This window comes from Yersinia sp. 1652 StPb PI, from assembly GCF_041538345.1.
GTDB lineage: Bacteria > Pseudomonadota > Gammaproteobacteria > Enterobacterales > Enterobacteriaceae > Yersinia > Yersinia enterocolitica_E.
In genome coordinates this window covers 3344877-3357073 of record NZ_JAULSM010000001.1, presented here as the reverse complement: position 1 = coordinate 3357073, position 12197 = coordinate 3344877, and the positions used below count along the sequence as shown (strand labels likewise).

The window sequence follows — 12197 nt, the reverse complement described above, 5'->3', positions numbered from 1 at the left end:
AGGAGGTATAATCTTGACGAATCTTTACAACTCAACTAAATATTTAACATCTGCATCTCATAACTTACATCGTCAATAAGACGAGAAGTCCATTCATTATTAGTCAAGATTGCCACTGCCGCTGTGTAACACGCAGGGTAGTTTAGCTCGCAGTAGCCCGCATCTGTTAGCACATGCCGATTAGCAGCATGTTCCTAAATACAACGGATGAATACTGCGTGCGTGCTGTTTTGTGGAGAAAAAACATGTCGGTAAATCTCTCTCCGATACCTCAGGTGCGGGGTATTTCACGCCGCCGTCTGCTGGGATATATCGGCGTCGGGCTAGTCAGTAGCCTGATGAGTCCCCTTTCATTAGATGCTTTCGCGGCATCGACCCAAACCTCGCCGCAGAATTTAGAAAGATTCATGTTGGTATCACGCGCATTGACCGGTAAGCGCCAGCTTAATGTGCAGATTGGTCAACGAATCTATCAGGTTTTGCTCGGGAAAATAGGCGGTTTTGACCAAAAACTCTCCTTGTTACAACCGTTGCCTGCGGGTGAACCTCAGCAATGGCCACCTCTGCAACAGCAAATCGCTCGGCAAATATTGCAAGGCTGGTATGTCGGCGTGATCGGTGAGGGAATCGATGCGGCGGTAATCAGCTATGAGAATGCGTTGATGTTCGATGCGGTATCCGATGTGTTGGTTATTCGCTCTTATTGCCCGAATAAACCCGGATACTGGGCTGTAAAGCCTGATGTCGCCTTATAATTTTGGAGAATACATTTATGGCTGACACACTAAAGGCGGATATCGTCGTTATTGGCTCGGGTGTTGCAGGAGGGCTGGTTGCCCATCAACTGGCCATGGCTGGCAAGTCAGTACTGGTTTTAGAGGCAGGTCCGCGCCTCTCTCGCTGGGAAATTGTAGAAAACTTCCGTAATCAGCCGGATAAATCAGACAACATGGCGCCATATCCTTCCACCGCGTATGCGCCTCATCCTGAATCTAACCCAAATAATAACTATCTGATTCAAAAGGGTGAACATCCGTATGATGTGCAATATATCCGCGCAGTGGGTGGCACAACCTGGCACTGGGCGGCTTCTGCCTGGCGCTTTTTGCCTAACGATTTCAAACTGAAAACCGTGTATGGCGTCGGGCGAGATTGGCCAATTGAGTATGCGGTGTTGGAAAAGTGGTATCTGCGCGCTGAACAGGAATTAGGTGTTTGGGGGCCAAGTGATGAAGATCTAGGATCACCCCGCAGCGAACCCTATCCGATGGCACCATTGCCATTATCGTGGAATGAACAGCGCATCAAGACGGTGTTAAATAGCCATGTTTTTAACGGTGGCAGCTTTAACGGCGGAAGTTTCAATGTGGTCACTGAACCGGTCGCCCGTAACAGTCGCCCTTATGATGGCCGGCCAACCTGTTGTGGTAATAACAACTGCATGCCTATTTGCCCGATTGGCGCCATGTATAACGGTATCACTCATGTCGAAAAAGCCGAGCAGGCGGGGGCAGTCGTGCGCCCCAAAGCGGTGGTTTATAAGTTAGAAGTTAATGATAAACAGCAGATTATTGCGGCACTGTTTAAAGATGAACAAGGCAATGAGCATCGGGCTGAGGGTAAATACTTCGTACTGGCCGCCAATGGCATTGAAATTCCGAAACTGATGCTGATGTCCACCGATGAGAAAAATCCACGGGGAGTGGGTAATAGTTCCGATATGGTGGGGCGCAATCTAATGGATCACCCCGGAACTGGGGTGACTTTTATGGCCAGTGAACCCTTGTGGCCAGGGCGTGGGCCGCAGGAAATGACGTCGATGATCGGCTTCCGTGATGGTGCATTCCGCGCTGATTTTGCAGCGAAAAAAATTCATTTATCCAATTTGTCACGTACCGATCAAGTCACGATTGAATTACTCAAACAGGGGGATTTGCAACTCGGGCCACAGCTTGAGGCCAAAATCCGTGACAGGGCCGCGCGTTTTGTACAATTCGACAGCTTCCACGAGATTTTGCCTCATGTCGAAAATCGTATTATCCCCAGCGCTAGCGAGAAAGACGCCATCGGCATTGCGAAACCCGAGTTTTACTATGCAATGGATGATTATGTGCGAAAAAGTGCGGTACACACTCAGCAGGTCTATGCCGAGGCGGCAAAGCTGATGGGGGGAACCGAGGTTAAATTCAACAATAACTTCGCCAATAACAATCATATTACGGGTACCACCATTATGGGCAGTGACCCGAAAGACTCGGTAGTGGACAGCGATTGTCGTACCCATGACCATAAAAACCTGTTTATCGCCAGTAGTAGTGTAATGCCAACTGTCGGTTCAGTTAATTGTACTTTGACGATTGCCGCACTCTCGCTGCGTATCGCTGAAACATTAAAGGCCGAGGTGTAAGATGAGAAAACAAACCTTGGGCTGTTCAGTGAATCTCCTGTTTATCGCATTAGGTTTAGCCGTAACTGGGTATGCCAGTGCTGATGCTGACCTGATTGCACGTGGTGAGTACCTGACTAAGGCCGCTGACTGTGTGGCCTGCCATACCACCAAAGACGGCAAGCCTTTTGCCGGTGGACTTGCCTTCAAGACGCCGATGGGCACGCTATATTCGCCCAACATCACGCCCGATAAAGAGACCGGAATTGGCAATTGGACGGATGAAGAGTTCTTGCGCGCATTACATGAAGGGAAAGGGAAAAATGGTGAGAATCTCTACCCGGCATTCCCTTACACCTCATATACGTTGTTGACGGATGCTGACGTCAAAGCCATTAAAGCCTATCTGTTTAGTCTGCCAGCAGTGCATCAAGCTAACCGCGAAAATGACATGCCTTTCCCATTCAACCAGCGTTGGGGATTGTGGTTCTGGAATTTGGTCAATTTCGAGGGGGAGCGCTTTCAGCCGGACAACACTAAAGATGCACAATGGAATCAGGGGGCTTACTTTGTTGAAGCATTGGGGCACTGTGGTGAGTGCCATACCCCGCGTAATATCACCATGGGGATGAAAGAGAGCAAAGCCTATGGGGGGGCAGAGATTAATGGTTGGACGGCGTTTAATATTACCGCTGATCCACATGCCGGTATTGGCGGCTGGAGTCAGCAACAGGTGGTGCAATATTTGCGCACCGGCCATGTTGACGGTAAAGCACAAGCTGCCGGGCCGATGGCTGAAGTTATTGAGAACAGCACTCGCCACCTGAGCGAGAGTGATCTCAATGCCATGGCGGTGTATCTGCGTACCCTGGAGCCATTAAATCCAGATGACGAAACCAAGAGTCGTTCGGATTGGGGGCAAGCGGCGAGTAGTGTTAATTCCTTACGCGGTATGCCTTTCACGGCAGATAACAACACTGACGGCGCGCGCCTGTATTTGGGGAACTGTGCCAGTTGCCACAGTTTCACCGGTGAGGGCGTAAAAGACGGTTATTACCCTTCATTGATGAAAAACTCGGTGGTCGGGGCATCCGTGCCCAATAACCTGATTAATGTGATTCTCCACGGTGTGTCACGCAAAACCAATGACGGTGAAGTCTTTATGCCCGGGTTTGCCAACACCTTGACCGATGAGCAGGTTGTTAGTTTGAGTCATTATCTGCTACAGCAATTCGGACAACCGGCACTGAATATAAAAGCCGATGATGTGAAGGCGCTGCGCGGGGAATAGAAAATAAGCACCAGGAAACCCGGTTCCCTTGTGCTTATTTAACCTTCTCATTATGCCAATGCATTAATGTATATTCGCCATCATTACTGATGCCGGTGGCTATAGCTACCCACCCCTGTTTTTGATAAAACGCCAGCGCCTGCTGGTTTTTTGCCAGACATTTGAGTGAGCCGTGGCTGGTAAATAGCTGTTGTGCTGCCTGCAATAAGGCTTTTCCCGTACCGGACTGTTGTAGCGCAGGGTCAATAAACAGATGATGCAGGAAACTCTCTTCCATAAAAATTGAGGCAAAACCTAAGTGTTGATCGCCATCAACGGCGACCAGCACAGTTTCACCGATGGTTGAGCGATCAAAATCTTCCAGCCTAAAGTGTTCAACGTCCAGCCAGGTAAAGGCTGCTTTACGTGATGCCAGATACAAGGTGCGCAGGAATGGCCGGTCACTTTCCTGATACTGACGAATCTTGATACTCATCCTACGGTTATACCTCCAAAACAGGGTGCTTTCGCGAAATTGATCATTGGTTGAGCCAATACATGATTGATCTTCTACCACCTGCCCATGATAATAACAATTCTGACTCGGGGTGCCTGCCACAAACAGTGGCATGGCTGAGATATTACCCGTATTACCTGATCTGGATTATGCCAGCGTAGGGAAGTCTCGGCACCTTATGGTTCCGCCTTCTTGACCGCCGGTTAGGAGGAATATGTTCGTTCAACCTGCCGTTTTCTCTTTAGCTATTCTCGCTGTTGCTGCCATTCGAACTCCCATTGATATGAGTGTGGAGAGATATTCATGAAGCGAATTAATTCACTCACGATTGCCGGAACTGACCCTAGCGGTGGGGCCGGTATTCAGGCTGATTTGAAAACTTTCTCTGCTTTGCAAGCTTACGGCACCAGTGTGATCACCGCCTTGGTGGCACAAAATACCTGTGGTGTGCAGTCAGTTTATCCCATCGAACCGGCGTTTGTTGCAGCTCAACTCGATTCTGTTCTCAGTGATGTGCGCATCGATAGCGCGAAAATCGGTATGTTGGCTAATGCTGACATTGTCGAGATTGTTGCCATACAACTGCAACGTTATCCCATCCCATTTGTGGTGCTAGATACCGTTATGGTCGCCAAAAGCGGTGATCCTTTATTGGCGCCAGAGGCCGTAGACGCAGTACGTCAACTGCTGTTACCGCGGGTGGCTTTGATTACCCCGAATCTGCCAGAAGCAGCCGCGCTACTCAATTGCCAGCCTGCCCGCGATGAGCAACAAATGTGTGAACAGGGGCGAGCACTGTTGGCTCTGGGCTGTCAGGGAGTATTGATGAAAGGAGGGCATCTGAGCGGTGAGGATAGCCCCGATTGGCTGTTTACGGCACAAGGCGAACAGCGTTTTGTTACCCGCAGAGTAAATACTCGCCATACCCACGGCACCGGCTGCACCTTATCGGCCGCATTGGCGGCCTTACGGCCACGGCACCACGATTGGGCAGATACGGTGAATGCCGCCAAACACTATCTGCAAGGTGCATTAGAACAAGCCGATTCCCTTGAAGTCGGGCAGGGGATCGGGCCGGTGCATCATTTTCACCAGTGGTGGTAATCCCCTTCGTCCTTGAAGTCGCAGGGGTGTTAGCTGCGCTCACCCCCCCGAATCACTGACTTGAGTCAGCTCATCGGGATGTGTTCACTTGCCGCCTACCTGCAACTCCAATGACTTTGGGGATCCTTCGTCCTTGAAGCCGCAGGGGTGTTAGCTGCGCTCACCCCCCCGAATCACTGACTTGAGTCAGCTCATCGGGATGTGTTCACTTGCCGCCTACCTGCAACTCCAATGACTTTGGGGATCCTTCGTCCTTGAAGTCGCAGGGGTGTTAGCTGCGCGCTCCCCCCCGAATCACTGACTTGAGTCAGCTCATCGGGATATGTTCACTTGCCGCCTACCTGTAGCCCCAATGACGAAGTGCATGCCTTATCTATTGAAATAGCAGGAATTTTCATGCTAATAAATAGCGCTGAGTCATCACAAACATCGCGATGGCACGTTGTAAGTGATGGGCATCAAAACGGTTAAGCAGATAGCTGTCCGCGCCTTTGCGCGGGCGAATACACAGTGAGAGTTTTGGCTCGCCTGTTTCATCGTTAATCAGATCAAATTGATAACTGCCGATATCTTTTTCATCTTCACGCCAGGAGATTTGTACCGCAGGTAATGGGTTGCCTGCGCTAGGCTGGCGAACGGCAAAAAAGTACTCTCCGGCCCAGAACCCGGCGTAATCCCCATCAGCCTGTAGATGTTTGGTGCGAAAAATAGGCGCATCGACTAACTGACGGATAGCCTCGGGCGTTATCTGTTGTCGGGTTTGTTGCCACAGCGGGGTGTCATTTTCAAGTTGCCAGCAGGCTGCACCAAGATAATCATTCAATTCGCGCCAATCGGCATCGAGTTGCTGTAGCAACTCTTCATCGAGGATATTACGGTACTGCTGCATACCGCTGGGTTGCTCGCCCAATGTTTCGTAGGTGATTAACTCCATGGTGCGGGGTTTACGGCGAAAGCTCATCCACAACACGGCCTTAGGAATGCGAAATTCAATGGATTGAATGCTCAGACGATAGCGATCGCCTTTATTCACCACAAAACCATTGGCTGTACCGCGCTTATTTTGGTAATTACGTACCACCACCACGCTATTTAGTCCCATCCAGCCAGTGACATAATGTTCGCTGTCGGAATTGGCAACATCCAGATCGATAACCATCTGGATAATTTTATCCGTTTCAAGCTTAGCCAGCGGGTGGGCATCCCCGGCAGAGTAATACAGCTTCTCGGGTTCTTCGGGTAACTTAATGGTTAACATGGCATGGCCTTTTATCGGGTGGGATCGGCTGATAGCTATCTGGTTCATAGCTTAACTCAAGCTGTCATACAGATTGTGGTATAACTGGAATTAGGATGAAAATTCGTGCTATGGATCAACTTTTTCGCTGGTTGATGGTCATAGACAGGCAAACTAATACCACGCCCGCTAAGCCGTTGCACAGAGCCTGGCTCACTGTCCGGCGAGTAGATTAATCAGATAATAAGGATTTCGATAATGAAAGGTAACAAAACCCGCCATTGTCTTGTGGCTGCGGTGATGCTCAGTGTCAGCTCCTGGGCTTTCGCGCAGCCAGCCACCACAACTGTCACAACCACGTCAGTTGCCCAGACTTCTTCTGTCAAAAGCCGCCCGACTACGGCGGATCTGCTGCAACAGCCGGTTTATAAAAATAGTTGGCAAAAAATGGTGAAAAGCCAAAAGAATCTCCCCGCCTGGGCACGCAAAGGGGTGGGGACGTCAGCACCTTATGAGGTGATAAATTGGCAAGGGCAGCAATATAAGGTGGGGCGAATTTGTAAACCTCATGATTGCAGCAATAACTTTATGTGGGTGGCGTTTAGTCAGGATAAAAAACAAGTATGGCAGGCATGGGGAATGCGTATTTCCGTGGCGGACAAGCCACAAGCACTTGATAAACCGAGTGAGTTCGCGACCTATCAATGGCTCGGTCGCCCCAATGACAGTATCCAGGCCATGCTCAAAAAGCAGTTACAGCAAGATCCTAATTGGCACTGATTGCAGGCAGGCCGCTAATAAGTAAATTTATCTAGATTAATTGATTATATTGATGAAGATGTCACTGGCGGATTTGAATGCTGGTTGCAGCGGCCTCGCAGCAGCGAGGCCTGAATCGTGAATGCAACCAACACAGCTACAACTTGAACAATGACGGGGATATCAACCAACGCCAGCTTGATGCAGGTCGTGCAGATTAATGGCTCCGACCAGTTTCCCATCCAGATTCACCACCGGTGCGGCACTGAGATGGTGCTGATGCAGTGCCTCCAGCGCTTCTCCTGCGCGCCATTGCTCAGGTAATCGGTAGCCTGGCCGTGTGATGGCATTTTCTAAGGGGTGCTGTAAGGTGCCACCTTTTACCAGCCAGCGGCGTAAATCACCGTCGGTGAATACCCCCACAACCCGTTGCTCCGGGTCACATACAGCCACCAGCCCTAGTCCTGTACGGCTCAGTTCTAACATGGCTTCCATTACGCTGTCGGATTCATTCACCATCGGCAAGCGATCACCGGTTCTCATTAAGTGATGGACTCGATTAAGTAGCCTTGCGCCCAAGCTGCCGCCAGGATGTGAGCGGGCAAAATCTTCTGCACCGAAACCGCGATGGCGCATTAATGCCATTGCCAGAGCGTCCCCCATCATCAGGGTATTAACCGCGCTGGAGGTAGGAGCCAACCCCATCGGGCAAGCTTCGTGCTCGACACTGATATCCAAGACACAGGCAGCACCCAGCGCCAGCGGGGACTCTTTGCCGCCAGTGATGGCAATCACGGGGATCTGGCTATCCGCCAACAAGGGTAGAATCAGGTCCAGTTCTTTGGCGCGCCCTGAGTAGGAGATAAAAATCACCACATCCTGAGGGCCAATCATGCCCAAATCGCCGTGCAATGCTTCAGCCGGATGTACAAAGAAGGAGGGGGTGCCAGTGCTGGCCAGTGATGCAGCAATCTTTTTACCAATATGGCCAGATTTGCCAATCCCTGAAACTACAGCCTTACCGGTGCAGGCTAATAATAGCTCACAGGCGCGAATAAAATTATCATCTAAACGTGACAGCAGCTTATGCGCTTCTGTCAGTTCAATTTCCAGTGTTTCACGGGCATAGGTAATCAACGGATTAGTCATTTTTATCAACCAGAATGATGTTAATGCCCATGTCCTGTAGCGCTTGCAAATATTCTGGGCTAATACCTTTATCTGTAATCAGGATATCAACGGCACTTAACGGGCACACTACATTTGGGCTTTTACGGCCAAATTTGGAGGAATCAACCAGCAAAATAATGCGGCTAGCGGCACGGCACATCGCCGTACTAACATGATAAACTTCGTTAAACGTGGTGACACCTGCTTTCAGATCGACACCATCTGCACCGATAAACAGTTGATCGAAACTAAAATTATCAAATGCAGATTCTGCCAGACTACCATGAAAAGAGGCTGAACCTTTACGGTAAGTGCCACCCGGCATCAAGATAGTTTGATCGTTATCCAGCTCAACCAGTTCATTGACGATATGCAGGCTGTTGGTCATCACCGTGATATTGTTGAATTTTGTCAGGTGGGGAACCATTTGCAACACGGTACTACCGGCATCAAAAACCAGGCTATCACCGTCTTTAATCAGTTTGCTGGCAGCTTGAGCAATTTGTTTTTTCTTATCGGTATTAATGTGAGTTTTACGGTCAATGGGTTGTTCTATATCATCACGATTTAATACGACCCCACCGTAGGTACGGATAACCGCCCCTTCATTTTCAAGACTGGTTAAATCCTTACGAATAGTGGTACCGGTGGTTGAAAAATGTGCGGCGAGTTGATCGACGGCCGTCTTTCCGTGTTGTTGGAGATATTCCAGTATTGCAACCTGTCGCTGCTTTGGCTTCATAACGATCCCCGCTCAAGTATTTCCATTGCCTCTTTTTCAGGCATAACTTTCACATGAAAAAGAATAGCTTTCATTGTGAAAATATCATGATTTCGGTTTAATCGCTAATAATAGTGCAGTTTGACATGCTTTATCCGTAGGGAAGATCACATCCGGGATTAAATCCTGCTGATGTAAGCCATGAAGCTGAGGTAATGGGCGTGGGCGGGCGAAAACGCTAATGCCACGCATGATCATGCTGTCACTGACCCGCATATTTTCATCGAAAGCCAGCGCCATTACCACGCGGGGCTTAAAGCGCCCGCCAGATCGGCCAACACCAACTGATTTACTGTGCTGACACAGGCGGTCAAAAGCACGGTTAAACCGATTGATCTGCCACCAGCCAAGCATGATTTGCAGCACCCAGGCGATGATAACAATAGTGATCAGTGCTGATGTTGGAGACATATTTTTATCCTTCTTACTTGACGTTGCAGCAGTGTTAGCTGCGTTCGTTGCTTGGCCCATCCTTGGGCCTCGCCTCTGTGAGACCGCTAGAAACAGTCCCCTTCGCTTGCTGGGATGACAAACTGTTTTTTCAGACAACATCACACTTAAAACATCACCTGACCACCGGTAATATTAATTGATTGTCCGGTGCAATAGGCGGCTTTATCGCTAGCGTAGAACAACAGCATGTTAAGCACATCCTGATAATCACAACCCCGTTTTAGTGGCACTTTATCGGTGTAATATTTTTCAACTTCTTCTGGTTGAATGCCCAACTTTGCAGCGTACTGCGGTAAAAGTGATTGGAACATCGGTGATTTCAACAGATTGCCTAACATCAGGGAATGCACCGTGATACCGTAGTCAGCCAAGTCCAGAGCCAATGATTGGGTCAAACCAACGCCACCAAACTTGGCAGCACTGTAACCCGAGTTGTGTTTACTGCCCACTTTACCTGATTTGGAGTTGATCTGGATAATTCGCCCGGCAACGCCATCACGGATCATCAGGCGAGAGAATTCACGAGCACATAAGAAGTAACCGACCAGATTGACCTGTAGTGAGCGGTCAAAATCATCCAGTGGGAAATCAGTAATCGGTGCTGCCTTGGCAATGCCTGCGCTGTAAACGAGCAGGTTAGTTTGATGGAAACTTTGATCTACTGCTTTTGCCAGCATTTGCACGCTGCTTTCATTGGTGGCATCAACCTGAAAACCACGGGCGCTATCTGCGCCGTATTCGGCATTAATCTGATCAGCGACTAACTGTGCGTTAGCTGAATTTAAATCAGCAACTGCAACTTTATACCCTGCTTCGGCAAGACCATGACACAAGAATGCGCCTAATGTTTGTCCACCGCCAATAACTACTGCTACTTGTGACATAACTACCTCCAAAATTATCCTTGGTACTTGAAGCTGCAGCGGTGTTAGTCGAACTCACTCACCCGAATCACTGACGAGTGTCAGCTCATCGGGATTTGTTCGTCTACTTCCTTTGCAATTCCAATTACTTCGGCTAATACCCTTAGTACTTGAAGCTGTCGCAGGGTTAACTGCGATGCTAATGACATCGGGTATAAATGAATAAATTAACGAATAAATTTCAGTGAGCTACCGATAGGAATATCATCGGGTGTTGGCCCTATTACATGGATAGAACCGGGGAACTCAGGCTGCTTATCACCATTAAAACGAATGGTGACATGACCCAATTCACGCAGGTTCTGAGTTGCCACCTCGCCAACTGCGGTGATGACATAGCGCAGATCAGCCAGTTCCATAATGTTGCCAGCCTGTAGCTCTCCATCGGTATCGCTGTGCTGATGGATAAAACAGAACTCTTCAATATCTTTGGGTGCCCCTTCGCGGAAGGTGATAAGCATGTCATCAAGCAGCGCCTCGCGGGCGCTGTCGCCGATATTGGTAATAGTTGTCTGATAAATAGTATTCATACGTACATCCTTAACCGTTGAATGTATTACAGATAATTTTGTATTTAGTGCTTACTGATAGATAAAGGCTGATGCTGCCCAGGCAATCAATACTGTTGGCGCTCCGGTAAGGAAACGGCCAACCAGAACCGAAGGGACACCGACACGAACGGTATCTTGTTTCGCTTCGGCCAAAGACAGACCTACTGGGATAAAGTCACATGCTGCTTGGGCATTAATTGCAAATAACGCTGGCAGGGCTAATTGCGGTGGAATATTCCCCAAACCAATTTGTACCCCAACCAATACGCCGATAACTTGTGCGATAACGGCCCCTGGGCCTAAGAACGGTGACAACAGTGGGAAGGAGCAGATCAGTGCCAAGAGCACTAAGCCTATCGGGCTGCTGGCCAGCGGTGTTAAGCCGTGGGCGATAAAGTCGCCCAAACCGGATGCCATAATGATGCCGATTAACGCCGAAACGAAGGCCATAAACGGCAGGATAGTTTTCAGTACGGTATCGATGGTGTCGCGGCCTGACTGGAAGAATACCGCCACAACAGACCCCATCCCCATCCCGACTTTCGCCAGTAACCCGTCACTTTGTTCGGTAATTTTCTTGCTGGTATCGTAATCACGACCAGCTTTGCTTGCGGTTGCTGTCGCCGGTTCTGCTGGTGCAGCCGTTGCGGTGGCGTGATCGGTTCCACTGACTTTATGGATATTTTTTTCACGCACACCGGAAACATAAATATCTTCCAGTATATATTGCGCCATCGGCCCGGATTGACCGGTTGAATGGATATTAACGGTTGGAATACGGCGTTTCGGATACAGGCCACAGCGCAGGGTGCCACCACAGTCAATAATCGCCACGGCGATCTCTTCGGCTGGTGGCTCACCTTCTTTGAACCCATCCACCGCTTCCCAGCCAGTCAGTTCACTGATACGGTCAATAATGGCCGGGCGGGTACCCGCGGTGATATAGACAATTTTCTTACCCGGTACGATTGGCAACACTAATGGGCCACCCCAGCCGCCTTCGCCTTTTTCAATCCTGATGAATTCACTCATGCTCTGCTCCACAC

The 12197-nt window shown here is 49.4% G+C and carries 13 protein-coding genes and 1 riboswitch; of the genes, 5 read left to right on the top strand and 8 right to left on the bottom strand.

What is annotated here, in order from left to right; translation table 11 throughout:
- The first annotated feature begins 245 nt into the window (after nucleotides 1-245).
- Genes Q2T71_RS15290 through Q2T71_RS15280 form a run of 3 tightly spaced genes read left to right on the top strand, consistent with a single transcriptional unit; the run spans nucleotide 246 to nucleotide 3677 of the window.
- A complete protein-coding gene (locus Q2T71_RS15290; RefSeq protein ID WP_372559653.1) occupies nucleotides 246-755 on the top strand; it encodes a sugar dehydrogenase complex small subunit in 510 nt (169 codons plus the stop codon).
- Nucleotides 756-772: 17 nt separating this feature from the next.
- Nucleotides 773-2407: a GMC family oxidoreductase gene (locus Q2T71_RS15285; protein WP_372559652.1), complete on the top strand. Its 1635-nt coding sequence runs from the start codon at nucleotides 773-775 to the stop codon at nucleotides 2405-2407.
- A 1-nt stretch (nucleotide 2408) separates the two neighbouring features.
- A complete protein-coding gene (locus Q2T71_RS15280) occupies nucleotides 2409-3677 on the top strand; it encodes a c-type cytochrome (protein ID WP_372559651.1) in 1269 nt (422 codons plus the stop codon).
- A 34-nt stretch (nucleotides 3678-3711) separates the two neighbouring features.
- On the opposite strand, the gene Q2T71_RS15275 is transcribed toward Q2T71_RS15280, so the two are convergent.
- A complete protein-coding gene (locus Q2T71_RS15275; RefSeq protein ID WP_372559650.1) occupies nucleotides 3712-4152 on the bottom strand; it encodes an N-acetyltransferase family protein in 441 nt (146 codons plus the stop codon).
- Between the two features lie 98 nt (nucleotides 4153-4250).
- Nucleotides 4251-4354, top strand: a riboswitch (TPP riboswitch).
- 122 nt (nucleotides 4355-4476) lie between these two features.
- Here Q2T71_RS15275 and thiD point away from each other — a divergent pair.
- A complete protein-coding gene (thiD, locus tag Q2T71_RS15270) occupies nucleotides 4477-5277 on the top strand; it encodes a bifunctional hydroxymethylpyrimidine kinase/phosphomethylpyrimidine kinase (protein ID WP_372559649.1) in 801 nt (266 codons plus the stop codon).
- Nucleotides 5278-5671: 394 nt separating this feature from the next.
- On the opposite strand, the gene Q2T71_RS15265 is transcribed toward thiD, so the two are convergent.
- On the bottom strand, nucleotides 5672-6535 hold the full coding sequence (locus tag Q2T71_RS15265) for a hypothetical protein (protein ID WP_372559938.1): 864 nt from the start codon (nucleotides 6533-6535) through the stop codon (nucleotides 5672-5674).
- 237 nt (nucleotides 6536-6772) lie between these two features.
- On the opposite strand from Q2T71_RS15265, the gene Q2T71_RS15260 reads away from it, so the two are divergent.
- Complete coding sequence (locus tag Q2T71_RS15260) at nucleotides 6773-7294, top strand: inhibitor of vertebrate lysozyme family protein (RefSeq protein ID WP_372559648.1); 522 nt, start codon at nucleotides 6773-6775, stop codon at nucleotides 7292-7294.
- Between the two features lie 162 nt (nucleotides 7295-7456).
- On the opposite strand, the gene gutQ is transcribed toward Q2T71_RS15260, so the two are convergent.
- The 6 genes from gutQ to Q2T71_RS15230 all read right to left on the bottom strand — a co-directional run bounded on the left by gutQ (nucleotide 7457) and on the right by Q2T71_RS15230 (nucleotide 12183).
- Nucleotides 7457-8422 carry an arabinose-5-phosphate isomerase GutQ gene (gene gutQ / locus Q2T71_RS15255; protein WP_372559647.1) on the bottom strand — a complete coding sequence of 322 codons (966 nt, stop codon included), beginning with the start codon at nucleotides 8420-8422 and terminating at the stop codon, nucleotides 7457-7459.
- Nucleotides 8415-9185 carry a DNA-binding transcriptional repressor gene (locus Q2T71_RS15250; protein WP_083163232.1) on the bottom strand — a complete coding sequence of 257 codons (771 nt, stop codon included), beginning with the start codon at nucleotides 9183-9185 and terminating at the stop codon, nucleotides 8415-8417. Before Q2T71_RS15250 ends, gutQ begins: the two co-directional genes overlap by 8 nt.
- An 84-nt stretch (nucleotides 9186-9269) precedes the next feature.
- Nucleotides 9270-9635 carry a transcriptional regulator GutM gene (gutM, locus tag Q2T71_RS15245; protein WP_083163234.1) on the bottom strand — a complete coding sequence of 122 codons (366 nt, stop codon included), beginning with the start codon at nucleotides 9633-9635 and terminating at the stop codon, nucleotides 9270-9272.
- A gap of 146 nt (nucleotides 9636-9781) precedes the next feature.
- Nucleotides 9782-10561 (bottom strand): sorbitol-6-phosphate dehydrogenase, encoded by a 780-nt coding sequence (gene srlD / locus Q2T71_RS15240; protein WP_372559646.1) that lies wholly within the window; start codon nucleotides 10559-10561, stop codon nucleotides 9782-9784.
- 206 nt (nucleotides 10562-10767) lie between these two features.
- On the bottom strand, nucleotides 10768-11130 hold the full coding sequence (gene srlB / locus Q2T71_RS15235) for a PTS glucitol/sorbitol transporter subunit IIA (protein WP_083163238.1): 363 nt from the start codon (nucleotides 11128-11130) through the stop codon (nucleotides 10768-10770).
- A 51-nt stretch (nucleotides 11131-11181) separates the two neighbouring features.
- Nucleotides 11182-12183, bottom strand: a complete 1002-nt coding sequence (locus Q2T71_RS15230) for a PTS glucitol/sorbitol transporter subunit IIB (RefSeq protein ID WP_083163240.1) — start codon at nucleotides 12181-12183, stop codon at nucleotides 11182-11184.
- Nucleotides 12184-12197 lie beyond the last annotated feature (14 nt).